The organism is Brachybacterium halotolerans (assembly GCF_016623465.1).
GTDB classification, from domain to species: domain Bacteria; phylum Actinomycetota; class Actinomycetes; order Actinomycetales; family Dermabacteraceae; genus Brachybacterium; species Brachybacterium halotolerans.
Window position 1 is genome coordinate 1 of the sequence record NZ_JAEDAJ010000003.1, and the last position, 24,562, is coordinate 24,562.

The window sequence follows — 24,562 nt, forward strand, 5'->3', positions numbered from 1 at the left end:
CTATAATCCCGACAAAACAAACGACTAGCACATTCATATAAATCTGCTACATCATCCGTCATGCCAAAACAAAAAATTTGGCATCAACAAACAGACACGCTATTGAGATCTCAAACAACACGCGCACACCGTTGCAACCCAGATCCTGGGTTGTGTCAGGGGCTCGATGCGCCGTCCGCGGTGCGGCCCGACTCTCCGTCGGGGAGGCGCGAGGCTCGACTGTAGTCGAAGCTCCTCGCCTTCCGCAAGTCCTCCGGAGGGATCTGCGCCACATCGTGGTGCGGGTCCCGGGAGGCCCGGTCCAGCTCGTCCCCGCTCCTCGGTGCCGGCGTCGTCCCGAGCCCCTGGGGGCCGGTCCTCCGTCGTTGTCCTCGTTGCGGCGACAAGGAAGACATTAGGCGGCCGCGAGGTGGCCGGTCAATTCGGGGCGAGGGTCCCGCTGTGGCCCCGTGACCGCGTGTCCTCGCAGGTGACGGGCGTTTGTGAACGCCCATGCCGCCCCTGTGCCGGGGCGTGTGAGCTGCGAGTGGGCACGGCATCACATCTGTGCTCCCGGTGCTGCGCGACCCGGTATGCGGAAGGGCCGGGCCCCGACATGTGTCGGGACCCGGCCCTCGCGATGGCCCGGCTGTGGCAGGAACCCTGCGGGCTGCGCCGGCGCGGGCCGTCGGCCGTCGCGCCGTTCAGCGGTCGAGTCGTCGAGCTCTGGCGCCGTTCAGCCGTTCAGCCGTTCAGCCGTTCAGCCGCACCATCGCCGCAGCCTTCCGACCGCGACGCACCAGCACGTACCCGCCGGGCAGGGGCGTCACCGCCTCGGAGAGGGCGCGCTCGACGCCCTGTGCGTCGACCTTCTCGCCGTTCACGGTCAGCGACCCTTCGGCTGCGGCCCGTCGGACCTGGGACTTCGAGGTCATGATGCCCACCGCCGTGAACGCGTCCACGAGGGCGGTCGTGCCGGGCAGCTCGACCGTGGTGAGCTCTCGGGCGATGGCATCGAGCGTCGGCTCCTCGAGATCGCGCACCTCTCCCCTGCCGAACAGCACGGCCGCTGCGGCCTCCGCCTGGCGCGTGGCTTCGGCTCCGTGCACGAGGGTCGTGAGGTCGTCGGCGAGGGCCTTCTGGGCCCGGCGCCGATGAGGCTCGTCCTGCGTCGCCTGCTCGAGCTCGGCGATGTCCTCCTGGTCGCGGAAGGTGAAGTAGCGCAGGTAGTTCACGACGTCCGCGTCGGCCGCATTGAGCCAGAACTGGTGGAACGCGTACGGGCTCGTGAGCTCGGGATCGAGCCAGACGGCGCCGCCCTCGCTCTTGCCGAACTTCGTGCCGTCGGCCTTCGTGACCAGGGGCGTGGTGAGGGCGTGGGCGTCCTTCCCCTCGACCTTGTGGATGAGGTCGACCCCGGAGATGAGGTTGCCCCACTGGTCGTTCCCGCCGAACTGGAGGCTGACCCCGTGGCGCCGGTACAGCTCCAGGAAGTCGATGCCCTGCAGCACCTGGTAGCTGAACTCGGTGTAGCTGATGCCCTCGTCGCTCGCGAGACGCCGCGCGACGGTCTCCTTCGCGAGCATCGTCCCCATGCGGTAGTGCTTGCCCACGTCCCGCAGGAACTGCAGGGCGCTCATCTGCCCGATCCAGTCGAGGTTGTTGACCATCTGCACGCCGGAGGGCCCCTCGAGGTCGAGGAACCGCGAGATCTGGCCGCGCAGGGAGTCCACCCAGCCGGCGACGACGCTCTCGTCGTTCAGCACCCGCTCCCCCGACATCCGCGGATCGCCGATCAGTCCGGTGGCGCCGCCGACCAGCGCGTAGGGCCGGTGACCGGCGAGCTGGAAGCGGCGCATGGTCAGCACCTGGGTGAGGTGGCCGACGTGGAGCGAGGCGGCGGTGGGGTCGAAACCGCAATACAGGCTGATCGGTCCATCCGCGAGTGCCGTCCCGAGCGCCTCGCGCCCGCTGGTCTGCACCACGAGCCCACGCCAGGTGAGCTCGTCCAGGATGGTCTGCATCGATCAGGTCCTCTCGATCGGTCTATTCGCGGCGCCCGGGCGGGCGCCGCGGTCATTCTCCCCCACCGACCGCGCCGGGCGCGACGGAGTTCTCGGGTGCCGCCCCGGGTGCCGCCCCGGGCGTCGGCCCGAGCGCCGACCCGAGCGCCGACCCAGGAACCCGCTCTCAGGCGCCGCGGGTGAAGGCGCGCAGGCCCTCGACCGCCGCGTCCAGCGCGTCCTCCTGCTCGGCGACCCGCGCGGGGGCGGTCCCGCCCTTCGCATCGCGCGAGCCGATCGAGCCCTCCACGCTCAGCACCGCGCGGACGGAGGGATCCAGGTGCTCCGAGATGCTCGCGAACTCCGCGTCCGTGAGGTCCCACAGCTCCTTGTCCTGCTCCTCCGCGGTCTTCACGCAGGCGCCCGAGATCTCGTGCGCCACCCGGAAGGGGACGCCGCGGCGCACCAGGTGGTCGGCGATGTCGGTCGCGAGCGAGAAGCCCTGCGGGGCCAGCTGCTCCATGCGCTCGGTGTGGAACACCAGCGTCGCCATCATCCCGGTGAACGCGGGGAGCACGAGGCCCAGGGAGTCGACCTGGTCGAAGACCGGCTCCTTGTCCTCCTGCAGATCCCGGTTGTACGCGAGCGGCAGCGCCTTGAGCGTCGCGAGCAGACCCGTGTGGTCCCCGAGGATCCGCCCCGCCTTGCCGCGGGCGAGCTCGGCGATGTCCGGGTTCTTCTTCTGCGGCATGATCGAGGACCCCGTCGAGAAGGAGTCGTCCAGGGTCAGGAAGGAGAACTCCTTCGTGTTCCACAGGATCACCTCCTCCGCGAGACGCGAGAGGTCGATCCCGACCATCGTCAGCACGAAGGAGAACTCGGCCGTGAGGTCGCGCGAGGCGGTGCCGTCGATCGAGTTCCACACCGAGTCCTCGAACCCCAGGTCCGCCGCCACGGCCTGCGGGTCCAGTCCGAGGCTCGAACCGGCGAGAGCGCCCGAGCCGTAGGGCGAGACCGCGGCGCGGGCGTCGAGATCACGCAGGCGCTCGACGTCGCGCAGCAGGGGCCAGGCGTGGGCGAGCAGATGGTGGCTCAGCAGCACCGGCTGCGCGTGCTGGAGGTGCGTGCGGCCCGGCATCGCCGCACCGTGCACCTCCCGCGCGCGCTCCAGCAGCACACCCACCAGGTTGAGGACCTGGTCCCCGACGATGCGCGCGCTGTCGCGGATGAACAGCCGGATGAGCGTGGCGATCTGGTCGTTGCGGGAGCGGCCCGCGCGCAGCTTGCCGCCGAGCTCGTCGCCCGCGCGCTCGATGAGCCCGCGCTCGAGCGCGGTGTGCACGTCCTCGTCGTCCTCGGCCGCGGCGAACGCGCCCGAGGCCACGTCGGCCGAGAGCCGATCCAGGGCATCGTGCATCCGTGCGAGCTCGTCATCGCTCAGCAGCCCCGCCGCGTGCAGGACCTTCGCATGGGCCTTCGAGCCCCGCAGGTCGTACTGCGCGAGCTTCCAGTCGAAGTGCGTGGACTTCGAGAGCGCCGCGAGAGCCGCCGCGGGGCCGGAGCCGAAGCGCCCGCCCCAGAGCGCGGCGCCGGCGGACGAGGGCGCGCCGTCGGGCACGCCCTGGCCGTCGGCCGCCGGACCCGGGGAGGACGAGCCGGACCCCTCGAAGGCCGCCCCGGAGCCTGCGGGGGACGTGGCGGAGCCCGTCACTTCGATCCCTCGTCGGCGGCGTCGACGTCCTCGCCGTTGCCGAAGGCGACGTCGCGGGCCGCGGCCTGCTTGGCGGCGAGGCCGTAGATCTCGATGAAGCCCTTGGCCTGCGACTGGTCGAACTGGTCGCCCTCGTCGTAGGTCGCCATCGAGAAGTCGTAGAGCGAGGACTCCGAGCGGCGGCCGGTGACCGTCGCGCGGCCGCCGTGCAGGGTCATCCGGATGTCCCCGGTGACGTAGCGCTGGGTGTCGTCGATGAAGGCGTCCAGCGAGCGCTTGAGCGGGGAGAACCACTGGCCGTCGTAGACCATCTCGGTCCAGCGGTCGCCGACGCTGCGCTTGAAGCGGGCCTGCTCGCGCTCGAGGGTCACGCGCTCGAGCTCCTGGTGCGCGGTGATCAGCGCCATCGCGCCGGGGGCCTCGTAGACCTCGCGGGACTTGATGCCCACCAGGCGGTCCTCGACGATGTCGATGCGGCCGATGCCCTGCGCGCCGGCGCGGGTGTTGAGCTCCTGGATGGCCTCGAGCGGGCTGACGCGGCGGCCGTCGATCGCGACCGGGACGCCCTGCTCGAAGGAGATCACGACCTCGTCGGGGACCGGCGGGAAGGCCGGGTCGTCGGTGTAGTTGAAGACGTCCTTGGTGGGCTCGTTCCAGATGTCCTCGAGGAAGCCGGTCTCGATGGCCCGGCCCCAGACGTTCTGATCGATCGAGAACGGGTTGTGCTTCGTGGTCGCGATCGGCAGGTTCTTGCGCTCGGCGTACTCGATCGCGCGGTCGCGGGTCAGCGCGAGGTCGCGCACCGGGGCGATGCACTTGAGCTCGGGCGCGAGCGAGGTGATGGAGACCTCGAAGCGCACCTGGTCGTTGCCCTTGCCGGTGCAGCCGTGGGCGACGGTCGAGGCGCCGAACTTCTTCGCGGCCTTGACCAGGTGCTTGGTGATCATGGGGCGGGAGATCGCGGAGACGACGGGGTAGGCGTCCATGTACAGCGCGTTCGCCTTGAGGGCGGGCATGCAGTACTCGTCGGCGAACTCGTCGCGGGCGTCGGCCACGTAGGCCTCGACGGCGCCGCAGTCCAGGGCTCGCTGGCGGACGACCTCGAGGTCCTCTCCGCCCTGGCCGACGTCGACCGCGCAGGCGACGACCTCGGCGCCGGTGGCGTCGTGGATCCAGCCGATGGCCACGGAGGTGTCGAGGCCGCCGGAGTAGGCGAGGACGATGCGTTCGGTCACGGGTGATGCTCCTTCGTGAGGGGTGGAAGCGGGTGGGTGCGTCGGCGCGGGGCCGACGGCGGTCGGGGCGGGGCGGGGTCGGTGCTGCGACGGGTGCCTCCCTGCCGACGGAGGTCCGGGGTCATTGTCCCCCGGCGCGGGCTCGGCTCAGGGCGCGGTCCGCGTGGTGTCGACGTCTGCGTCGGGCGGCTCGCCCTCGCCCCGTCGGCCCTCGGCGAGGGCCAGGAGGCGGGCGGCGATGGCGTCGGCCGCCTCGTTGTCGCGGGCCACGAGCAGCACCGTGTCGTCGCCGCCGATCGAGCCGACGAGCTCGGGCAGCACCGAGCGGTCGATCGCGGAGGCGAGGAACTGGGCGGCGCCCGGCGGGGTGCGCAGGACGATGATGTTCTGCGCGACGTCGGCCGAGGCGAGGAGCTCCTCGATCAGCCGGCGCAGCCGGGCCCCGATCAGCTCGGTGCTCGACACCCGGCGCGTGCTCCCGGGGTCTCCCCCGTCGGCCGGCACCTGGTAGACGAGCCCGCCGCCGCTGCCGCGGACCTTCTCGGCGCGCAGCTCGACGAGGTCGCGCGAGAGGGTCGCCTGGGTGACGTCGATGCCGCATTCGCCGAGGAGGTCCGCGAGCTGCGCCTGCGAGGAGACCTCGCGGGTGGTGAGCAGCTCGACGATGCGCTCCTGGCGGGCGGTCTTCGTCTGCGCGAGCGTGCGCGGATGGTCCGTGGTGCTCATCGCTGCCCCAGGGGTCGGGCGTGCGCCGCGGAGTCCGCGTCGGGATGCTCGAGCAGCCACGTCAGCAGCGCCTTCTGGGCGTGCAGGCGGTTCTCCGCCTCGTCCCAGACCACCGAGCGGGGCCCGTCGATCACGGAGGCCTCGACCTCCTTGCCCCGGTAGGCGGGCAGGCAGTGCAGGAAGATCCCGCCCGAGCGGGCCATCAGCGACTCGGTCACCGCGTACGGGGCGAAGGTCTCCTCGCCGCGACCGCCCTCGCCCTCCTGGCCCATCGAGACCCAGGTGTCGGTGATGACGGCGTCGGCCTTCTCGACCGCCTGCGCGGGATCGTCGGTGATGGTGACGCTCCCGCCGGTCTCGCGTGCGATGGCCTCGGCGTCGCGGACGACGGGGGAGGCGGGCAGGTGGCTCGTCGGCGCCGCGATGCGCACGTCCATGCCGGCGGTGACCCCGCCCAGCAGGTAGGAGTGCGCCATGTTGTTCGAGCCGTCGCCGAGATAGGCCATCGAGCGCCCCTCGAGCGCCGCGTCATCGGCTCCGAGACCACCCGTGTGCTGGGCGATCGTGAGCAGGTCCGCGAGGATCTGACAGGGGTGGAACTCATCGGTCAGCGCGTTGATCACCGGGACGGTCGCATAGTGCGCCATCTCCTCGATGCGGGACTGGCCGAAGGTGCGCCAGACGATCGCCGAGACCTGCCGGGTCAGCACGCGGGTGGTGTCGGCGATCGACTCGCCGCGGCCCATCTGGCTCGTCGCCGCGTCGAGCACGAGCGGACTGCCGCCGAGCTCGGCGACGCCGGTCGCGAAGGACACGCGGGTGCGGGTCGAGGACTTGTCGAAGATGACGGCGACCGTGCGCGGCCCCTCGAGGGGCCGACGGGCGAAGCGGTCCTCGCTGAGCGCCTGGGCGAGCTGCAGCACCTGCTTCTGCTCGCGCGGGCTCAGGTCGTCGTCGCGCAGGAAGTGACGGGGCATCTCAGGACCTCTTCTCGGTGGTCGCGGTCTCGGTGGTCTCGGTGTCGGCGGGTGCGCTCGCCGCGTCGAGCAGCCCGGGCAGGGCGTCGACGAAGGCGTCGAGCTGGTCGCTCGTGATGATGAGCGGCGGGGCCAGGCGCAGCGTGCGCGGGTTCGCGGCGTTGATGATGAACCCGGCCTCGAGCGCCGCGCTGACGACCTGCGGAGCGATGGGGTCGGCGAGCGCGATCCCCCGCAGCAGGCCCTCGCCGCGGATGCCGAGCACGCGCGGATCGGTCGCTGCGAGCTCGCGGATGCGGTCCGCGAGGTGCCCGCCCGTGCGCCAGGCGCTGCCCAGGAGATCGTCCTCGGCGATGGTGCCCAGCACGCTGAGGGCGACCGCCGCGCCGAGCGGGTTGCCGCCGAAGGTCGTGCCGTGCTGGCCGGGCTGCAGGAGGGCGCGCGCCCGAGGGCCGTAGGCGATCACGGCGCCGATCGGGAAGCCGCCGCCCAGTCCCTTGGCGAGGGTCATGACATCGGGCACGACCCCGTCGACCCCCTGGTGGGCGAACCAGTGCCCGGTGCGGGCGATGCCGGTCTGCACCTCGTCGAGGATCAGGAGGGTGCCGTGCTGCGTGGTCAGCTCCCGGGCCGCCCGGAGGTACTCGGGGTCCAGCGGGACCACGCCCGCCTCGCCCTGGATGGGCTCGAGGAACAGGGCCCCGACGTCGCCCGGGGCGAGGGCGCGGGCGAGCGCGTCGGTGTCGTTCGGGGGCACGAACTCGACGCCCCCGGGCAGGGGCTCGAAGGGGGCGCGGTAGGCCTCCTTGTGGGTGAGCGCGAGGGCCCCCATGGTGCGGCCGTGGAAGGCGTTCTCGAGGGCGAGGATCCGCGGGCGCTCGGTGCGCCGCGCGAGCTTGAAGGCCGCCTCGTTGGACTCGGTGCCCGAGTTCGTGAAGAACACGCCCGAGCCCTCGGGGGCCCGCGCGAGGCGCAGCAGCGTCTCGGCGAGCTCGATCTGGGTGGGCGTCGCGAAGAAGTTCGAGACGTGCGCGAGCGACTCGACCTGCTTGGTCATCGCGGCGACCAGCGAAGGATGCGCGTGGCCGAGCGCGTTCACGGCGATCCCGCCCAGCAGGTCCAGGTACTCCCTGCCCTGGGCGTCCCACACGAGCGCGCCCTCTCCGCGCACGAGCACCCGCTGCGGCGTGCCGAAGACGCCGAGCATCGAGCGGGAGTAGCGCGCGGCGAGGTCCTCGCCGTCGGCCGCCTGCTCCTCTGCGATCCGCTCAGACATAGTCGTCCCTCCTCACCATCGTGCCCACGCCCTTGGCGGTGAACACCTCGAGCAGCACCGCGTGCGCGATCCTGCCATCGGTCATGGCCGCGGTGCGCACTCCGGCGTCCACGGCGTCCAGCAGCGACTCCGCCTTCGGGATCATGCCCGCCGTCAGCGAGGGCAGCATCTCGCGCAGGGCACTCGCGCTGATCTCGGGGATCAGGGAGTCGCGATCGGGCCAGTCCCGGTACAGCCCCTCGACATCCGTGAGGACGACGAGCTTCTCGGCGTCGAGCCCCGCGGCCAGGGCGGCCGCCGCGAGATCGGCGTTGATGTTCAGCACCGCTCCCGTCGGCCGCCCGTCGGCGTCGATCTCCGGGGCGATCGAGGAGACCACCGGGATCCGTCCCGCATCCAGCAGGTCCTGGATCGACTCCGGCCGCACCTGGGTGACCGCGCCGACGTGCCCGAGGTCGAGCTCCTCGCCGTCGACCACGGCGCCGCGGCGGCGCGCGGAGAACAGGCGGGCGTCCTCGCCGGACATGCCGATCGCATAGGGCCCGTGCTCGTTGATGAGGCCGACGAGCTCGCGGCCCACCTGGCCCACGAGCACCATCCGCACGATCTGCATGGTCTCCTCGTCGGTCACGCGCAGTCCGGCGCGGAAGGCGCTCTCGACGCCGACCCGCTCGAGCATCGCGTTGATCTGCGGGCCGCCGCCGTGGACGACGACGACGTGGATGCCGGCATGGCGCATGAAGACCATGTCGGCCGCGAAGGCGCGGCGCAGCTCGTCGTCGATCATGGCGTTCCCGCCGTACTTGACGACGACGATCTTGCCCATGAAGCGCTGCATCCAGGGCAGGGCCTCGATGAGGATCTCGGACTTCGCGCGGGCGTCGGCCTGCGCGGGCGTGAGGTCCCCGAGGGGGTTCTTGGAGTCCGCGAGCGGCGCGGCGGGCCCGGTCGTGCTGGTGGATCCGGGCGCGGCGGGCCCGGTGGAGCCGGCAGCACCGGGCGCGCCGGACGGAGTGGGGGTCGTCTCGGTCATGAGGAGTAGGCGCTGTTCTCTTCGACGTAGTCGTGGGTGAGGTCGTTCGTCCAGATGTCGGCGTCGGCCTCCCCCGCTCCGAGGTCCACCTCGACGAGGGTCTCGCGCGGGGTCATGTCGACCAGGGAGCGGTCCTCGTGGGCCCCGCCCTCGCGGCAGACCTGCACGCCGTTCACGTGCACGGACAGGGCATCGGGGTCGAAGGGCGCGACCTCCTCGGGCACGCAGCCCGCGGCCGAGACGATCCGCCCCCAGTTCGGGTCGTTGCCGAAGACCGCCGCCTTCACGAGGTTCGAGCGGGCGATCTCACGGGCCACGCCGAGCGCCGCGTGCTCGCTGGTGGCGCCGGTGACGACCACGTGCACGTCGTGGCTCGCGCCCTCGGCGTCGGCGACGAGCATGCGGGCGAGGGACGCCGATGCCTCCCGCAGGGACTCGGCGAGCTCGGCCGCGCCGACCTCGATGCCGCTCGCGCCCGAGGCCAGCAGGATCACGGTGTCGTTCGTGGACATGCAGGCGTCCGAGTCGACCCGGTCGAAGGTGGTGCGGGCGGCCTCGCGCAGGGCGGGGTCGGCGACGTCCGCGGTGACGACGGCGTCCGTGGTGAGGACCACGAGCATCGTCGCGAGCTGCGGGGCGAGCATCCCCGCGCCCTTGGCCATGCCGCCGATGCGGGCGCCCGAGGGCGTCGTGATCTCGACGGTCTTCGGCACGGTGTCCGTGGTCATGATGGCGCGCGAGGCGTCGGCCCCGGCGTCGGCCCCCGGATCCAGGGCGTCGCGGGCGCTCATCGCGCCCCCGAGGACCGCATCCATCGGCAGGCGCTCGCCGATCAGCCCCGTCGAGCAGACCAGGACGTCCTGGGCGGAGATCTCGAGGAGCGCCCCGACGTGCTCCGCGGTGCGGTGGGTGTCGGCGAACCCCTCGGGGCCGGTGCAGGCGTTGGCTCCGCCCGAGTTCAGGATCACGGCGCGGGCACGGCCGTCGGCCACGGCCTGGCGGGACCACTGGACCGGCGCGGCCTGCACGCGGTTGGAGGTGAAGACGGCGGCCGCGACGTCGAGCGGCCCCTGGTTGAGGACGAGGGCGAGATCCGCGGCGGCGGACGCCTTGATGCCGGCGGAGATCCCGGCGGCGAGGAATCCCTCGGGGAAGGTGACGGACATGGTGTGTCTCCCGTGGTGCATGAGAGGCGGACGATGGAGGGGCGCCGAGCGGCGCGGGCGCTCAGGGCGCGAGGGCGGTGCGCGGCAGGCCCAGGGTCTCCGGGAGGTCGAGGGCGATGTTCATGGACTGCACGGCGGCGCCGGCGGTGCCCTTGACGAGGTTGTCGATCGCGGAGATCACCGTGACCTGCCCGCTTCGTCGGTCCACGGTCGCGCTGATGCGCACCGTGTTCGCCCCGACCACCTGCTGGGTGCTGGGGACGGCCCCGGCGGGCAGGACGTGCACGAACGGCTCGTCCGCGAAGTCCGCGCCGAGAGCGTCCAGGAGCGCCTGCTCGGTGACGCCGTCGCCCGCGGGCGCGGTCACCACGGCGAGGATGCCGCGCGTCATGGGCACGAGCACGGGGGTGAACGTGAGGCGCGCGTCGGAGGTGCCGGAGGCGCGGCGCAGGTTCTGCAGGATCTCGGGGATGTGGCGGTGCGTGCCGCCGACGCCGTAGGCCGAGGCGCCGCCAGCGGCCTCCGCGAACAGCAGGTGCTGCTTGGGGCTGCGGCCCGCGCCCGAATACCCCACCGGGAGGACGGCGCTCAGTGCGCGATGGTCGACGAGGCCCGCGCGCACGAGCGGTGCGAGGGCGAAGGTCACCGCGGTCGCGTTGCAGCCGGGCACGGCGATCTCGCGGGCGCTGCGCAGCAGGTCGCGCTGGCGGGGGGCGGCGTCGGCCGATCCCTCCGATCCCTCGGCGACCAGCGGCAGCTCGGGCATGCCGTAGGTCCACGTCCCCGAGTGCTGCCCCGCGTAGTAGTCGGCCCAGTCCTGGGCGCTCTCGAGCCGGTGGTCCGCGCCGAGGTCGACGACGAGCACCTCGGGATCGCTCGCGCGCAGCTGGGCGGCGATCTGCCCCGACTGGCCGTGCGGCAGGGCCAGCACGACCACGTCGTGGCCCGAGAGGTTCTCGACGGTGGTGTCGACGAGCTCGAGATCCTCGTCCAGGTGCACGTGGGGCGCGACCTCGCTGAGGCGCTTGCCGACGCTCGAGTGCGCGGTCACGGTGGCGACGTCGATCCGCGGATGGTCCGCGAGGATCCGCAGGGTCTCGCCGCCCGCGTACCCGGAGGCGCCGACGACCGCGGCGCGCAGACGCGCAGGGGCGTGCGGGGTGTGCGGTGCGGGCGCGTCGAGGGCTGCGGAGGACGTCATACGCAGAACTATACAGAAGGATGCATAGTCACGCACATCGGGGTGAGGGTGGGGTGGTTCCGGGCGGGGTGGTTCCGGGCGGGGTGGTTCCGGGCGGGGTGGTTCCGGGGAGGGTGCTGCCGCGTGGGGTCGACGCCGACGCGGCGCCACCGAAAACTCCTGGAGCGCCCGAACGCAGAAGCGGAGCGCGACCATGGGGTCGCGCTCCGCCTCCGTTCACCGCTCAACAGCACCTTCCGAGCGGCCTCACGCTGTGCTCACGCCCTCAGCACGCCGCCCACGGCGTTCGCGACGGCCTGGACGCAGCGCTCGCGCGCCGCCCCGATCTCCTTCGCGGACAGCGTGCCCTCCTGCGAGCGCAGCCGCACCGCGAAGGCCAGCGACTTCCTGCCCTCGCCGACCTGGTCGCCCGTGAAGACGTCGAACAGGTGCACGCTCTCGAGCACGTCGCCGATGCCGGCGATGATCGCGGCCTCGACGGCGCTCGCGGAGACGGAGTCCTCGACGACGAACGCGAAGTCCTCCTTCGCGAGCGGGTAGGTCGAGACGGGCTCCGCGGACACGACCGCGGGGGCCGCGGAGATGACCTGCTCGAGGTCGAGCTCGAGCGCGCAGGTGCGTGCGGGCAGGTCGAAGGCCTTCACGACCTTCGGGTGCAGCTCGCCCGCGTACCCGACCACGGTGCCGTCATCCGTGCGCAGCTCGGCGCAGCGGCCCGGATGGAAGGGCGCGTGCTCGCGTCCGCGCACCTCGAGACGGGCGCCGACGGCGGCCGCCGCGCGGTGGGCGAGGTCGATCGCATCGGCCCAGTCCCAGGCCCGGCCGCTCCCCCACCACGAGTCCGGCCCGCTGGCTCCGCCGAGGATCGCGGCGAGGTGGCGCGACTGCACGGGCATGGCCGCCTGCACGGCCTCGAGCTGAGCGTCCGTGGGGCGCTGCGCGGCCGGCAGCGGCGGGATCGGGCCCGATCCCGCGCGGGAGACGGCGTCGACCTCGAAGAGGGCGAGCGACTCCTGGCCACGGCCCAGGTTCCGCCGTGCCACGGGCAGCAGGGTCTGCAGCAGCTCGGTGCGCAGCAGCGGCTCGTCGTCGGCCAGAGGGTTCAGCAGGCGCACCGCGTCGCGGCGCGGGTCTTCGGGCCCGTAGCCGAGCTCGTCGAACACGCCCTGCGGCACGAACGGGAAGGAGAGGACCTCGGCGAGGCCCGCCTCGGCGAGCGCACGGGCCGCGTAGCGGCGGCTCTTCTGCGCTCGCGTGAGGCCCGCGCCGCCGGGCGCCTGCGGAAGCACCGAGGGGATCTGCTCGTAGCCGAGGAGACGCGCGATCTCCTCGATGAGGTCCTCGCGGATCCTGAGGTCGGGGCGCCAGCTGGGCGGGGTGACGAGGAAGCTCCCCCCGCCGTCCGCCGTCCCCTCGGCGGGACCGTCGCCCGCCGGGCCGTCCTCGACCGTGCAGCCGATCTTCTCGAGCGCCTCGCGGACCTGCTCCCTCGTGTACTCGACGCCGACGAGCCGCGTGGGCGCCCCGACCTCGAGAGCGATCGGGGCGGGGCCCTGCACGGAGTCCGCGCCGGAGTCGGTGCGGGCGGCGGAGACCGTCCCGCCGCCGTACTCGGCGAGCAGCTGCGCGGCCCGGGTGACGGCGATCGCGGGCAGCTTCGGATCCACGCCGCGCTCGAAGCGCTTGGAGGCCTCGCTGGGCAGGCGGTGCCGGCGCGCGGAGCGGGCGACCGTGACCGGGTCGAAGCTCGCGGCCTCGAGGACGACGTCCTTGGTCGCGGCCGAGACCTCGGTCGAGGCCCCGCCCATGACGCCCGCGATGCCGATCGCTCGGTCGCCCGCGCCCGCGTCGGCGATCACGAGGTCCTCGGGATCCAGTGCCCGGGGCTTGTCGTCGAGGGTCGCGAGCTTCTCGCCCGCGTGCGCGCGTCGCACCGTGATGGGCGCGACGAGCTCGGCGGCGTCGTAGGCGTGCAGGGGCTGGCCGAGATCCAGCATCACGTAGTTCGTGACGTCCACGATGAGCGAGATCGGGCGCATGCCCGCGAGCACCAGGCGCTGCTGCATCCACCGCGGCGCATGGGCGGTCGGGTCGATGCCCGTGACCTCCTGCGCGACGAAGCGGGTGCAGCCGGGGCGGCCGTCGATCGGTGCCTCGTCGGACAGGCGCACCTCGACGCCCGGCCCGTCGGCCGCGGGGACCTCGACCTCGAGGGCGGGATCGGTGAAGGCCTCGCCGGTGGCGTGGGCGTACTCGCGGGCCACCCCGCGCATCGAGAAGGCGTAGCCGCGGTCGGGCGTCACGTTGATCTCGACGACCTCCTCGCCGAGGCCCAGCAGCGCGATCGCGTCGTCCCCGGGCTCGCCGGTGAGGCCGCGGGCGTGGCCGCGGCCCAGCACGATGATGCCGTCCTCGCCGTCGGGATCCGGGCCCAGGCCCAGCTCGTCGCCCGAGCAGATCATGCCGTCGGAGACGTGGCCGTAGGTCTTGCGGGCGGCGATCTCGAACGGCCCGGGCAGCACGGTGCCGGGCAGGGAGACGACCACGAGGTCGCCCTCGACGAAGTTGTGGGCGCCGCAGATGATGCCGCGGCTCGGGCGCTCCTCGCCGGGCTGGGGATCCTTCGGGTCGTCCTGCGCCTCGTTGTGCTCGGGGCCCACGTCGACACGGCACCAGTTGATGGTCTTGCCGTTCTTCTGGGGCTCCTTGACCAGGTCCAGGACGCGGCCGACGACCAGCGGCCCGGTGACCTGGGCGCCGAAGATCGCCTCCTCCTCGAGTCCGACGCGCGAGAGGTCGGTCGCGACCTGCAGGGCGCTCGCGCCCTCGGGAAGGGTCACGTGCTGGGCGAGCCAGGTGAGCGGAATGCGGGGCATCTCAGATCTCCGTCCCGTAGTGCTGGGAGAAGCGGACGTCGCCCTCCACGATGTCTCGCATGTCCGCGCCGTTGCGCAGCATGAGGATGCGCTCGATGCCGAGGCCGAAGGCGAAGCCCTGGTACTCCTCGGGGTCCACGCCCGCCGAGCGCAGCACGTTCGGGTGGACCATGCCGCACCCGCCCATCTCGATCCAGCCGGTGCCGCCGCACACGCGGCAGGCCGGGTCGGCGTCGTGGTCCAGACCCAGTCGCGCCTCGCAGTTGAAGCAGCGGAAGTCCATCTCCGCGCTGGGCTCGGTGAACGGGAAGTGGTTCGGGCGCAGGCGGGTGATCGGGCGCCCGCCGAAGATCGCGGCGGCGAAGGCGTCGAGCGTGCCGACGAGGTTCGCCATGGTCAGGTCCGTGTCGATCGCGAGGCCCTCGACCTGGTTGAACATCGGCGAGTGGGTCGCGTCGAACTCGTCCGCCCGGTACACGGTGCCCGGGCAGGCGATGTACAGCGGGGCGCCGCGCTCGAGCATGGCGCGGATCTGCACCGGGGAGGTCTGCGTGCGCAGCAGCAGGCCCGAGTCCTCGGGTGCGACGTACAGGGTGTCCTGCAGCGAGCGCGAGGGGTGGTTCGGGTCGGCGTTCAGGGCGTCGAAGTTGAACCAGCCGGTCTCGAGCTCCGGGCCCTCGGCGATCTCCCAGCCGATGCCGACGAAGAAGTCCTCGATGCGGTCCTGGAGGGTGCGCATGGGGTGACGGGCGCCGCGCGGACGACGATCCACGGGCACCGTGACGTCGACCGTCTCGCGCGCGAGCGCGGCCTCCTCCTCGGCCTCGGCGAGCTCGGCCTGGCGGGCCGCGAGCGCCTGCTGGACGCGGCCCTTCGACTGGCCGACGAGCTTGCCGGCGAAGGCCTTCTGGTCCTTGGGCAGGTCCCGGATCGAGGCGTTCGCGCGCGAGAGCACGCTCGCGTCGCCGACGTGGTCGATGCGGACCTGCTTGAGCTCGGCGGTGCTGCCCGCCGACGCGATCGCGGCGAGCGCGGCGTCGACGGCGGCGCCGATCGTCGGCTCGTCGATCGTGACGGCCGCGGGGTCGGGGCTGGGAGGTGTCTCGGACACGGGTATCGCTTTCGTCCGGTGGGCTGATGTGCGGGTGGCGCGCCGCGGGGGATCGCCCGTCGGCCCCGCCGCACCGCGGACCATTCTAGGAGGGCTGCGCGCACCGCGCCGACCCGCCCGCAGGAGGGCTCGTCGGGCGGACCCGGCCGATAGGCTGGCCGGGAACCACCACCAGCGGAAGGAGCCCCACCATGCCCACGACCGTCAAGGGCGTCATCGCTCGCCATCCGAACGAGCCGGCGGAGCTCACCGACATCGTCATCCCCGATCCCGGGGCGCACGACGTCGTGGTCGACATCGAGGCCTGCGGTGTCTGCCACACCGACCTCGCCTACCGCGACGGCGCGATCACCGACGACTTCCCGTTCCTGCTCGGCCACGAGGCCGCCGGGCGCGTCTCGGCGATCGGCGACGAGGTCACGCACGTCGCCGTCGGAGACTTCGTCGTCCTGAACTGGCGCGCGGTGTGCGGCGACTGCCGGGCCTGCCGCAGGGGCCAGCCGAAGTACTGCTTCGCCACCCACAACGCCTCGCAGCGGATGACGCTCGCCGACGGCACCGAGCTCGAGGCCGCGCTCGGCATCGGCGCCTTCGCCGACAAGACCCTCGTCCACGAGAAGCAGTGCACGAAGGTCTCCGAGGAGGCCCGCCCCGAGGTCGCAGGCCTGCTCGGCTGCGGCGTGATGGCAGGCCTCGGCGCGGCCCTGAACACCGGCGACGTGCAGCGCGGCGAGACCGTGGCCGTCATCGGCCTGGGCGGCGTGGGCAGCGCCGCGATCGCCGGTGCCGTGCTCGCGGGCGCGACCACCGTGATCGGCCTCGACATCGTCGAGGAGAAGCTGCAGGCCGCGTCCGACCTCGGCGCGACCCACACCATCAACACCAAGGACCTCGACCGGGACCAGATCGTCGAGAGGGTCCAGGAGCTCACCGGCGGATTCGGGGCCGACGTCGTGATCGACGCCGTGGGCATCCCCTCCACCTACGAGACCGCGTTCTACGCGCGCGACCTCGCCGGTCGCGTCGTGCTCGTGGGCGTGCCGCACCCCGATGCGGAGCTCACGATCCCGCTGGCCGACGTGTTCAGCCGCGGCGGCTCCCTCAAGTCCGCCTGGTACGGGGACTGCCTGCCCGAGCGCGACTTCCCCTACCTCACGGACCTCTACCTGCAGGGGCGCCTCCCGCTCGAGCGCTTCGTCACCGGCACCACCGACCTGGGCGGCGTCGAGGACGCGCTGAACTCGCTGCATCACGGCGACGTGCTGCGCACCGTGGTGGTGAACCGATGACGGCGCGGTTGGATCACACGGCGACCTCCGGCACGTTCACACTGGACGGAGAGACCTTCGACGTCGAGAACAACGTGTGGGTCCTGGGCGACGACGAGCAGTGCGTCGTCTTCGACGCCCCGCACGACGTCGACGCGATCCGGGCGCTCGTCGGCGATCGCGAGTGCGTGGGCATCCTGCTCACCCATGCGCACGACGACCACTCGCGCTTCGCCCCTGAGCTGGCGACGGCGCTCGAGGCGCCCGTGCTGCTGAACCCCGCGGACGCCGAGGTCTGGAAGCTCACCCACGGCGACCTGCCCTGGGACGGGGACATGGCCGACGGCGACGAGTTCACCGTCGCCGGGACCGACATCGAGGCGATCTCCACACCCGGCCATTCCCCCGGCTCCGTCTGCTACCGCGTCCCGGCGCTCGACTGCGTGCTGACCGGGGACACGCTCTTCCAGGGCGGCCCCGGCGCGACCGGCCGCTCCTTCAGCGACCGGCCCACGATCGAGGACTCGATCCGCGAGCGCCTGTTCGCGCTTCCTCCGGAGACCATCGTCCACACCGGACACGGCCCGGACACGACGATCGGCGCCGAGATCGAGGCCGCGCGGGGCGACTGGCTGTGAGCTGACCACATGGGCGACGAGGAGCGCGAGGATGCGCGGCATCGCGGCGAGCGGCGCGGTCTGATGGGCCGCCGGCTCGCCCCGCTCCTCGTCCGCCGTGCACGGGCCTACGCGCGCGACTGCGTGGGATACCTCGTGCTGCCTGCGGCGATGCTCCCGATCGGGATTCCGCTCGCGATGCACATCGGGGACGCCGGCACCGCACGCGCCGTCGCCCTCGTCTCGAGCGCGATCCCGCCCCTGCTCGCGGCGCTGTGGGCGGCCCGCGCCGAGTCCGGCCCGCGAGCATCGACGTGGGGGAAGCGGCGCGAGGGGCTGCGCGTCGAGACGATGCCGGGCGGGCCGGGCGGGCCGGACGGGGCGGATGGGCCCGATGGGGCACGCGTCCCCTTCGCCCGCGCTTTCGTCCGGAATCTCGTGAAGATCGCGATCCCGTGGCAGCTGGGACATGTGGTCGCCGTCGGCGCGGTCTACGGGGACTTCGACACCGGGGCGGCGGGGACGATGGTCGCCACAGTGCTGCTCTACGGCGTGGTCATCGTGCTCGTGGGCACCGTGATGCTGGGCTCCGGCCGGGGAATCCACGACCGTATCGCTGCGACGCGGGTGGTCGGCGACCGTCGATGAGGGACGGATCGCGGGGCGGCGGGCCGCCTCGCACGGTTCCTCCCCAGCGCGCGTTCTCCACATGCCGCGTCCCGCGGCGTCGAATGTCGGTGCGTCCTCGTAGAGTCTGAGGACAGCATCGGATGACGGCATCGGCTTCCGCCGACGGCCCGCCCGATGACCCGGATGACCAGCGACGACGCGGGCGGGAGGTGACGTCGATGACGCACACGGCCACGCCCCTGCCGCAGCACGCGGCCCCCGCGGCGCACGCGCTCGCCCTCCTGGAATCCGCCGCGAGCCTCGTCGAGCGCGCCGAGGGGATCCTCTCTGAGCTCGACGCCGATGCGTCGGAGTCCGAGGGATCGTTCACCGGTGATGTCCCCGCCCTTGCCGGGACGTCGGCTCTGTCCCTCCCCGAGGCGCTCCTCGACGCGGTCGCCGTCAGCGAGGGGCTGCGCTCGCGCACCGATGCGGTGCAGATGCGCGCCTCCGTCGCGTTCCGCGATGCGCGCATCGCCCAGCAGCGGGACGACGGGATCCCGCGCGAGGCGATCGGCAAGGGGCTCGCGCACGAGCTCGGCCTCGCCCGGCACGCCTCGCCTGCGCGCACGGGCAACCAGCTCGCCCTGGACCGGGTGATCGTGGAGACCCTCCCGCGGACCATGGGGCTGCTCGCGCGGGGAGAGATCTCGCGATGGTCGGCCGACGAGGTCGCCAAGGCCGTGCTCTGCCTCGACGACGAGGACCGCGCACGCGTGGATGACTCCGTGGCCGAGCACCTGCCGGAGGTCTCGCCGCGCCGCGCGGGCGGGATGGCCAGGGCCCGCGCCGACGAGATCGACCAGCGGGCCGCGCTCGCCCGCCATGAGCGCGAGGTCGGTGAACGGCACGTCTCGATCCGTCCCGTCTCCGACGCGGTGGTGCGCGTGAGCGCGCTGCTCCCCCTCGTCCAGGGCGTGGCCGTGTACAAAGCGCTCGACGACGCCGCCTCGAGCGCACGGGCTGCCTGCGTCGAGGGCACGAGGGGCCAGCACATGGCCGATGCGCTCTTCCGACGGACCACGGGACTCGAGCGCCCCGAGGACGTGGACGTGGAGATCCAGCTGCCGATGACCGACGGTTCACTGCTCGCGGGCGGCGAGGACACCGCGTGGGTCGAAGGGCACCCCATGACCGCGGCGATCGCCCGCCGGCTCGCGCTCGCAGCGCCGCAGGGGTCAGGGAATGCGAAGGATCCGGAGTCGCCCGACCCGCAGCTCCCCGCAGACCCTGCGCGCTTCGTCCGCCGCCTGTACACCGATCCGGTCTCCGGGCGCCTGCGGGACGCCGATGCCGGCCGACGACGATTCACCGGCAGCGAGCGGCGCTTCGTGGAGATCGCTGATCAGCACTGCCGCACGCCGTTCTGCGACGCCCGCGCCCGCCACATCGACCACGTCGTGCGGCATGCGGACGGCGGTGAGACCGTCGTCGCCAACGGCGTCGCCCGCTGCGAAGGGTGCAACTACCTTATGGAGCTGCCCGGCTGGAGCGGCACCCTCGAGGACACCGAGCAGTGCGGATCCGGACCTCCGCACGCACCGCCGGCCCGGGCTCCGTCCCGCGCCTACGAGATCACGACCCCGATGGGACGCAGCTATGCGAGCAGTGCTCCCCCGCTGCGCCGTGTCCTGCGCGGGGACGGCGACTCCCACAGGGACGTCGCCCCTTCTCGGGACGTCGTCCCGCACCGGACCCCGCCCGCGAGCGTGTTCATGCTCCCTGCCTTCGCTCCGGACGAGTTCCCGGTCGATGAGCAGGAGGGTGATGTGGAACGGATGATCGAGCTGGATCCGATCAGCAGTGCGCGACTCATCGAGTTCGCGGACCATATCGCCGGCACGGTCGACCCCTTCGAGGAGCACGGCGCCGTGGCGTAGTCACGCGCTCAGCGTCGGCGCAGGGTCTCGAAGAGGCAGACGGTCGCGGCGATCGCGACGTTGAGGGACTCCGCGTCTCCCGCGAGCGGGATCCGCACGGCGAGGTCGGCCGCATCGAGCACCTCCTGCGGCAGACCGTGGGCCTCGTTGCCCATGACCCATGCCGCACGCGCGGGGAGCTCTGTCGCGAAGAGGTCGTGATCGGCGTACCCGCTGGTCGCCAGCACAGAGATGCCCGCACCGTGCAGGGCGGGCGCAAGCTCCTCCGGGGCGATGCCGGCGATCACGGGCAGATGGAAGAGGCTGCCGGTCGCCGAGCGGACCACCTTCGGGGAGTACAGGTCCACGGTGCCGGTGGTCGCGAGGACCACGCGCGCCCCCGAGGCGTCGGCCGCGCGGATCAGGGTGCCCGCGTTCCCGGGGTCCTGGATGCCGTGGAGGACGAGGGCCGTGACCGGCCCGTCGGGGAGGGCGTCGAGCACCGCGCGGAGGGACGGCGAGGGGAGGTCGGCGACGGCGAGGACGCCCTGCGGCGCTGCCATGGATGCGGCGGCGCCGTCCTCCTCGCCGCGGGTCATCGCCCGCAGGATCGAGGGGTCGACGTCGCGGGGGCGGATCGCGTGCGCGTCCGCGAGCTCCAGGATGTCGGGATGCGCCGAGGCACCGTCGGCGGTGACGTACAGCTCCCGTACGAGCGGGGCGGAATGCTGCAGGAGCGAGCGGACGGCCTGCGGGCCCTCGACGCGGAACCGCCCCTGCTTACGACGAGCAGAACGCCCGGACAGCGCGGCGATCCTCTTCACCCGATCTGATCTCGGGGAGGTGATCGCCCAGCTGTCCGGGCGCTCCGTGGTGCTCATCGTGCGAGCCGACTGTCGAGGGTCAGGCCGCGGGGGCGTTGACGTCCTTCGGCAGGGCGCTCTTGGCGGTCTGCACGAGCGCGGCGAAGGCCGGCGCGTCGTTCACCGCGAGCTCGGCGAGCATGCGACGGTCGACCTCGACACCCGCGAGCCCGAGGCCCTGGATGAGGCGGTTGTAGGTCATGCCGTTCGCGCGCGCCGCAGCGTTGATGCGCTGGATCCACAGACGACGGAAGTCGCTCTTGCGGACCTTGCGGTCGCGGTAGTTGTAGGTCTGCGAGTGGAGCACCTGCTCCTTCGCCTTGCGGTACAGACGCGAGCGCTGCCCGCGGTAGCCGCTGGCCTGCTCGAGGATCTCCCGACGCTTCTTCTGGGCGTTGACCGCCCGCTTCACACGTGCCACGTGATTCTCCTTCGCTGGTGTTCGAGTTCGATGGTGCGGGAACTCAGGAATCCCGCGAGGGGGCTCAGCGGCCCAGAAGCTTCTTCACGCGCTTGGCGTCGGACTTCGCGACGTTCGTGTCGCTGCCCAGACGGCGCTTGCGGGTGGAGCTCTTGTGCTCGAGCAGGTGGCGAGCGTTCGCCTTCTCGCGCATGAGCTTGCCGGAGCCGGTCACCCGGACGCGCTTCTTGGTGCCCGAGTGGGTCTTGTTCTTCGGCATCAGCCTGTTCTCCTTCTGAATGGGATCGTGGGCCCGCACGCGGGGTGCGGGCGAGCGATCAGGACTGGGGGTCCGGCGTGCTGCCGGAGTCCTCGGACGAGGCGGTCGCGGCGTCCTCGGAGGCGGGCTCCTTGGCGGCGGCCTTCTCGGCGTCGGTGCGGCGCTTGCGGGCCTCCGCGCGCGCCTGGGACTTCTTCTTCACCGGGCCCAGGACCATCACCATGGTGCGGCCGTCCTGGCGCGGGTGGGACTCGACGAAGCCGAGCTCGGAGACGTCCTCCGCCATCCGGCCCAGCAGCTGGATGCCGCGCTCGGGACGAGCCTGCTCGCGGCCGCGGAAGCGCACCATGACCTTGACCTTGTCACCGCCGGCGAGGAACTTCTCCACGTTGCGACGCTTGGTCTCGTAGTCGTGGGTATCGATCTTCAGACCCATACGAATCTCCTTCTGGAGCGTATTGGTCTGGTTCTTGCGGGACTCGCGCGCCTTCATGTTGGCTTCGTACTTGTACTTGCCATAGTCCATGAGACGGCACACGGGCGGGTTCGCGCCCGGGGCGACCTCGACGAGATCGAGGTCGGCCTCCGCGGCGAGCCGCAGGGCGTCCTCGACACGCACGGTGCCGACCTGTTCGCCATTGGGTCCGACCAGCAGGACCTTCGGGACCCTGATCTGGCCATTGATGCGCTGTTCGCTGATGGGTGTCTCCTCACCTCGGTGTCCGACGACATGACGAAGGCCCCCACACGGATGTGGAGGCCTCGAGTGCACGCGCCGCACGGGCGCGCCGCCGACGCGGACGTCAGGCTGCGACACGACCCCGACGACTGCGCGCCGCGAGGTGGGAGAGGCTCCACTTGCAAAGGGGAACGTCATGTTCCGGTCCCCTATGCTACCAGGAGGACGACGCCGCGCCCCGTGACATGCGTCGCCCCTCCCCCCGACCTCGTGAAGGACCCTGTGAACGACATGCCCGACCTCGGCACCCCCGCCAGCCCCGCCGACGACGCGGACTCCCCCGGCACCGCCGGCGCCCCCGAGGTCCCCCAGTCCTTCCGCTTCGAGGGGGCGCACGGCTCCTCCGACGGCGGCGCGCACGAGCACGCGGGTCATGACCACGCGGCCCACGCTCCGCAGGATGCCGAGATCGGGATCGCCTCCGACGCTGCGCGCGACATCGCCGACGTCGCGGCCGTCGAGATCATCTCGAGCGCGGCCGTGCACCTGATGAGCGCCGCCGCCGTGAAGATCGGGCTCGCCGAGGACGAGGCGACGGGCCACTACCAGGACCTCGATGAGGCGCGGAAGCTCATCGCCTCGCTCGCCGGGCTCGTCACGGCCGCCTCCCCCGAGGTCGGCAACGAGCACGCGCGCTCGCTGCGCGACGGCCTGCGCACCCTGCAGCTCGCCTTCGCGGAGGCCCTGCCCTTCCCCGACGAGCCGGGACGGGCGCCGGGCGAGAAGTGGACCGGCCGCGTCAGCTGAGTCCCCGTCGGCTCGTCGAACGACGCGGCCGACGTGACCGCGCCGCGACCGCCGCGACCGAAGCTTCTGACACTGCTGTCCGGGCCTCCACGCGGGCGCGCTCACCGGCCCAGCGTCAGCTTGAGCGAGCTCACCCGGTCCGCGACGAGCATCGAGGCGCCGAGGTGCTCCCCGAGCGCCCCGACGACCCTCTGCACGTCGGCCGCGTCGAGACCCGGACGCAGGCGCACCAGCAGGTCCACCTCGGCGCGCTCGCCGGGGCGCGGCGCGAGCGCGAGCACCTCCGGCAGGGTGTCGGCGATGCGCGCGAGCTCCGCAGCGACGTCGGGGTCCTCGTGCGGGGGCACCCAGTCCCTCCCCTGCGCGAGGGCCCACAGCACGGAGCGCTGCAGGAGGACGGGTCCGCACGCGTCGGCCGCAGGGTCCGCCCCTGCCGGGCCCGGGCTTCCCGTCCCGCCGGCCCCTACCTCTCCCGCCTGCGCGGCGGGGTTGAGCACGAGCTGGGTGATGCCCTCCTGCACGGCCGCCTGGGCGGCCTGCGCGGTGGGCGTGGGAACGGGCCGGGCCCGCTGCTGCCAGCGCTGCAGCTGGACGACCGAGGTGAACACGGGCAGCACACGCGAGCCGTCGGGCGCGGTGATGGAGACCATCGCCATGTCGGCCCCGTTGTCGCCGGTCAGGCCGTGGGCTGTCGTGCCTTCCTCGGTGGCGACGGCCATGATCGGCACGAGCACGCGGCTGCCCGCGAGCGCGTCGACCAGGTGCCGCCGGGAGGGGTCGCGCCCCGCAGTGAGCGCGTCGAGCGCCTCGGCGACGGGGCGCGGCGTGGTGCCGTCGTCCTCGGGGAAGGGACTCGTGGTGTAGTCACGGCCCGCCCAGCTGGTGCCCGCGGTGTCGGTGAAGCGCGACTTCTCGCGGAAGTGCGCGGGCAGGGTGCGCCCGCCCATGGTGCTCTCCGGGTCCGGCGCGGCTCCACCGGCCGGATCCGGCGCCTCTCGGCTCGACGGGCCGGGCACCTCTCCCGCGGGCGTCACGGGCGCCCCGCCACCTCGAGGGCCTCGGGCAGGGTGAACGCGCCGGCGTAGAGGGCCTTGCCGACGATCGCGCCCTCGACGCCCTCGGGGACGAGGGTCCGCAGCGCCGCGAGGTCGTCGAGCGAGGAGATGCCGCCGGAGGCCACGACCTTCGCGTCGGTGCTCTCGCACACGCGGCGCAGCAGGTCCACGTTGGGGCCGCTCATCATGCCGTCCTTCGTGACGTCGGTGATGACGTAGCGGGCGCAGCCGGCGGCGTCGAGGCGCTCGATCGCCTCCCAGAGGTCGCCGCCCTCCTTGGTCCAGCCGCGGGCGGCGAGCGTCGAGCCGCGCACGTCGAGGCCCACGGCGATGCGGTCGCCGTGCTCGGCGATGACCTCGGCCGTCCACTCCGGGTTCTCGAGGGCGGCGGTGCCGAGGTTCACGCGGCGGCACCCGGTCGCGAGCGCGGCCGTGAGGCTCGCGTCGTCGCGGATGCCGCCGGAGAGCTCGACCTGCAGGTCGACGGCCGCGACGACCTCGGCGAGCAGGTTCGCATTGCTACCGCGTCCGAAGGCGGCGTCGAGGTCCACGAGATGCAGCCAGCTCGCCCCGCCGTGCTCGAAGGTGCGGGCGGCCTCGAGAGGCGATCCGTAGCTGGTCTCGGTGCCGGCCTCACCCTGGACGAGGCGGACGGCCTGGCCGTCCTGGACGTCGACGGCGGGCAGGAGTTCGAGAACGGGGCTGGTCATGGGGTCCTCCGGGAACGGACGGTGGGAGAGGTGAGAGGAAGGGCCGGTCGAGGCTGCGGAC

Annotated in this window: 22 protein-coding genes; 5 read left to right on the forward strand and 17 right to left on the reverse strand. The window is 72.6% G+C overall.

Annotated features, from left to right (window positions below):
• Positions 1 to 731: 731 nt before the first annotated feature.
• From tyrS to pheS, 11 genes are all read right to left on the reverse strand, one after another.
• Entirely contained in the window at positions 732 to 2,003 is a 1,272-nt protein-coding gene (gene tyrS / locus I8D64_RS06435; protein WP_200501712.1) for a tyrosine--tRNA ligase, read from the reverse strand.
• Between the two features lie 166 nt (positions 2,004 to 2,169).
• Positions 2,170 to 3,600 carry an argininosuccinate lyase gene (gene argH, locus I8D64_RS06440; protein ID WP_343068499.1) on the reverse strand — a complete coding sequence of 477 codons (1,431 nt, stop codon included), beginning with the start codon at positions 3,598 to 3,600 and terminating at the stop codon, positions 2,170 to 2,172.
• 89 nt (positions 3,601 to 3,689) lie between these two features.
• Entirely contained in the window at positions 3,690 to 4,928 is a 1,239-nt protein-coding gene (locus tag I8D64_RS06445) for an argininosuccinate synthase (protein WP_200501714.1), read from the reverse strand.
• A 147-nt stretch (positions 4,929 to 5,075) separates the two neighbouring features.
• Positions 5,076 to 5,654 carry an arginine repressor gene (locus I8D64_RS06450; protein WP_200501715.1) on the reverse strand — a complete coding sequence of 193 codons (579 nt, stop codon included), beginning with the start codon at positions 5,652 to 5,654 and terminating at the stop codon, positions 5,076 to 5,078.
• On the reverse strand, positions 5,651 to 6,631 hold the full coding sequence (gene argF, locus I8D64_RS06455; RefSeq protein ID WP_200501716.1) for an ornithine carbamoyltransferase: 981 nt from the start codon (positions 6,629 to 6,631) through the stop codon (positions 5,651 to 5,653). Before argF ends, I8D64_RS06450 begins: the two co-directional genes overlap by 4 nt.
• Before the next feature lies 1 nt (position 6,632).
• Positions 6,633 to 7,907 (reverse strand): acetylornithine transaminase, encoded by a 1,275-nt coding sequence (locus I8D64_RS06460; RefSeq protein ID WP_200501717.1) that lies wholly within the window; start codon positions 7,905 to 7,907, stop codon positions 6,633 to 6,635.
• A complete protein-coding gene (gene argB / locus I8D64_RS06465; protein ID WP_246482830.1) occupies positions 7,900 to 8,940 on the reverse strand; it encodes an acetylglutamate kinase in 1,041 nt (346 codons plus the stop codon). The genes I8D64_RS06460 and argB overlap by 8 nt, the downstream gene beginning before the upstream one ends.
• Positions 8,937 to 10,106, reverse strand: a complete 1,170-nt coding sequence (gene argJ / locus I8D64_RS06470) for a bifunctional glutamate N-acetyltransferase/amino-acid acetyltransferase ArgJ (protein ID WP_200501718.1) — start codon at positions 10,104 to 10,106, stop codon at positions 8,937 to 8,939. The genes argB and argJ overlap by 4 nt, the downstream gene beginning before the upstream one ends.
• 61 nt (positions 10,107 to 10,167) lie before the next feature.
• A complete protein-coding gene (argC, locus tag I8D64_RS06475) occupies positions 10,168 to 11,307 on the reverse strand; it encodes an N-acetyl-gamma-glutamyl-phosphate reductase (protein ID WP_200501719.1) in 1,140 nt (379 codons plus the stop codon).
• Positions 11,308 to 11,564: 257 nt separating this feature from the next.
• Positions 11,565 to 14,183, reverse strand: a complete 2,619-nt coding sequence (pheT, locus tag I8D64_RS06480; RefSeq protein ID WP_200501720.1) for a phenylalanine--tRNA ligase subunit beta — start codon at positions 14,181 to 14,183, stop codon at positions 11,565 to 11,567.
• Position 14,184: 1 nt separating this feature from the next.
• Positions 14,185 to 15,294, reverse strand: coding sequence for a phenylalanine--tRNA ligase subunit alpha (gene pheS, locus I8D64_RS06485; RefSeq protein WP_343068462.1), 1,110 nt, complete (start codon positions 15,292 to 15,294; stop codon positions 14,185 to 14,187).
• 191 nt (positions 15,295 to 15,485) lie between these two features.
• On the opposite strand from pheS, the gene I8D64_RS06490 reads away from it, so the two are divergent.
• The 4 genes from I8D64_RS06490 to I8D64_RS06505 all read left to right on the forward strand — a co-directional run bounded on the left by I8D64_RS06490 (position 15,486) and on the right by I8D64_RS06505 (position 19,728).
• Positions 15,486 to 16,583 (forward strand): S-(hydroxymethyl)mycothiol dehydrogenase, encoded by a 1,098-nt coding sequence (locus tag I8D64_RS06490; protein WP_200501722.1) that lies wholly within the window; start codon positions 15,486 to 15,488, stop codon positions 16,581 to 16,583.
• Positions 16,580 to 17,200: an MBL fold metallo-hydrolase gene (locus I8D64_RS06495; protein ID WP_200501723.1), complete on the forward strand. Its 621-nt coding sequence runs from the start codon at positions 16,580 to 16,582 to the stop codon at positions 17,198 to 17,200. The genes I8D64_RS06490 and I8D64_RS06495 overlap by 4 nt, the downstream gene beginning before the upstream one ends.
• A gap of 9 nt (positions 17,201 to 17,209) precedes the next feature.
• Positions 17,210 to 17,827, forward strand: a complete 618-nt coding sequence (locus I8D64_RS06500; protein WP_200501724.1) for a hypothetical protein — start codon at positions 17,210 to 17,212, stop codon at positions 17,825 to 17,827.
• Between the two features lie 200 nt (positions 17,828 to 18,027).
• Positions 18,028 to 19,728 (forward strand): HNH endonuclease, encoded by a 1,701-nt coding sequence (locus tag I8D64_RS06505; RefSeq protein WP_200501725.1) that lies wholly within the window; start codon positions 18,028 to 18,030, stop codon positions 19,726 to 19,728.
• An 8-nt stretch (positions 19,729 to 19,736) separates the two neighbouring features.
• Here the strand turns inward: I8D64_RS06505 and I8D64_RS06510 are convergent, their stop codons facing one another.
• The 4 genes from I8D64_RS06510 to infC form a co-directional block, all read right to left on the reverse strand.
• The gene (locus tag I8D64_RS06510; protein ID WP_200501726.1) at positions 19,737 to 20,588 is read right to left on the reverse strand and encodes a TrmH family RNA methyltransferase; all 852 of its coding nucleotides are present in this window, start codon (positions 20,586 to 20,588) and stop codon (positions 19,737 to 19,739) included.
• 22 nt (positions 20,589 to 20,610) lie between these two features.
• Entirely contained in the window at positions 20,611 to 20,991 is a 381-nt protein-coding gene (rplT, locus tag I8D64_RS06515) for a 50S ribosomal protein L20 (protein WP_152351946.1), read from the reverse strand.
• A 64-nt stretch (positions 20,992 to 21,055) separates the two neighbouring features.
• A complete protein-coding gene (rpmI, locus tag I8D64_RS06520; RefSeq protein ID WP_152351945.1) occupies positions 21,056 to 21,250 on the reverse strand; it encodes a 50S ribosomal protein L35 in 195 nt (64 codons plus the stop codon).
• A 58-nt stretch (positions 21,251 to 21,308) separates the two neighbouring features.
• Entirely contained in the window at positions 21,309 to 22,022 is a 714-nt protein-coding gene (gene infC / locus I8D64_RS06525; RefSeq protein ID WP_228359683.1) for a translation initiation factor IF-3, read from the reverse strand.
• Between the two features lie 375 nt (positions 22,023 to 22,397).
• Here infC and I8D64_RS17225 point away from each other — a divergent pair, with 375 nt between their 5' ends.
• Positions 22,398 to 22,736, forward strand: coding sequence for a DUF1844 domain-containing protein (locus tag I8D64_RS17225; RefSeq protein WP_200502059.1), 339 nt, complete (start codon positions 22,398 to 22,400; stop codon positions 22,734 to 22,736).
• Between the two features lie 101 nt (positions 22,737 to 22,837).
• Here the strand turns inward: I8D64_RS17225 and I8D64_RS06535 are convergent, their stop codons facing one another.
• Together I8D64_RS06535 and priA are read right to left on the reverse strand one after the other, a co-directional pair.
• Positions 22,838 to 23,683 carry an SseB family protein gene (locus I8D64_RS06535; RefSeq protein WP_200501728.1) on the reverse strand — a complete coding sequence of 282 codons (846 nt, stop codon included), beginning with the start codon at positions 23,681 to 23,683 and terminating at the stop codon, positions 22,838 to 22,840.
• Between the two features lie 83 nt (positions 23,684 to 23,766).
• Complete coding sequence (priA, locus tag I8D64_RS06540; RefSeq protein ID WP_200501729.1) at positions 23,767 to 24,501, reverse strand: bifunctional 1-(5-phosphoribosyl)-5-((5-phosphoribosylamino)methylideneamino)imidazole-4-carboxamide isomerase/phosphoribosylanthranilate isomerase PriA; 735 nt, start codon at positions 24,499 to 24,501, stop codon at positions 23,767 to 23,769.
• Positions 24,502 to 24,562 lie beyond the last annotated feature (61 nt).

What these genes read in the sequence shown, in the direction of transcription:
- tyrS (WP_200501712.1), bottom strand. Translation starts at nt 2,003, where the DNA reads ATGCAGACCATCCTGGACGAGCTCACCTGGCGTGGGCTCGTGGTGCAG.
- I8D64_RS06450 (WP_200501715.1), bottom strand. Translation starts at nt 5,654, where the DNA reads ATGAGCACCACGGACCATCCGCGCACGCTCGCGCAGACGAAGACCGCC.
- argF (WP_200501716.1), bottom strand. Translation starts at nt 6,631, where the DNA reads ATGCCCCGTCACTTCCTGCGCGACGACGACCTGAGCCCGCGCGAGCAG.
- I8D64_RS06460 (WP_200501717.1), bottom strand. Translation starts at nt 7,907, where the DNA reads ATGTCTGAGCGGATCGCAGAGGAGCAGGCGGCCGACGGCGAGGACCTC.
- argB (WP_246482830.1), bottom strand. Translation starts at nt 8,940, where the DNA reads ATGACCGAGACGACCCCCACTCCGTCCGGCGCGCCCGGTGCTGCCGGC.
- argJ (WP_200501718.1), bottom strand. Translation starts at nt 10,106, where the DNA reads ATGTCCGTCACCTTCCCCGAGGGATTCCTCGCCGCCGGGATCTCCGCC.
- argC (WP_200501719.1), bottom strand. Translation starts at nt 11,307, where the DNA reads ATGACGTCCTCCGCAGCCCTCGACGCGCCCGCACCGCACACCCCGCAC.
- pheT (WP_200501720.1), bottom strand. Translation starts at nt 14,183, where the DNA reads ATGCCCCGCATTCCGCTCACCTGGCTCGCCCAGCACGTGACCCTTCCC.
- I8D64_RS06490 (WP_200501722.1), top strand. Translation starts at nt 15,486, where the DNA reads ATGCCCACGACCGTCAAGGGCGTCATCGCTCGCCATCCGAACGAGCCG.
- I8D64_RS06495 (WP_200501723.1), top strand. Translation starts at nt 16,580, where the DNA reads ATGACGGCGCGGTTGGATCACACGGCGACCTCCGGCACGTTCACACTG.
- I8D64_RS06500 (WP_200501724.1), top strand. Translation starts at nt 17,210, where the DNA reads ATGGGCGACGAGGAGCGCGAGGATGCGCGGCATCGCGGCGAGCGGCGC.
- I8D64_RS06505 (WP_200501725.1), top strand. Translation starts at nt 18,028, where the DNA reads ATGACGCACACGGCCACGCCCCTGCCGCAGCACGCGGCCCCCGCGGCG.
- I8D64_RS06510 (WP_200501726.1), bottom strand. Translation starts at nt 20,588, where the DNA reads ATGAGCACCACGGAGCGCCCGGACAGCTGGGCGATCACCTCCCCGAGA.
- rpmI (WP_152351945.1), bottom strand. Translation starts at nt 21,250, where the DNA reads ATGCCGAAGAACAAGACCCACTCGGGCACCAAGAAGCGCGTCCGGGTG.
- I8D64_RS06535 (WP_200501728.1), bottom strand. Translation starts at nt 23,683, where the DNA reads ATGGGCGGGCGCACCCTGCCCGCGCACTTCCGCGAGAAGTCGCGCTTC.
- priA (WP_200501729.1), bottom strand. Translation starts at nt 24,501, where the DNA reads ATGACCAGCCCCGTTCTCGAACTCCTGCCCGCCGTCGACGTCCAGGAC.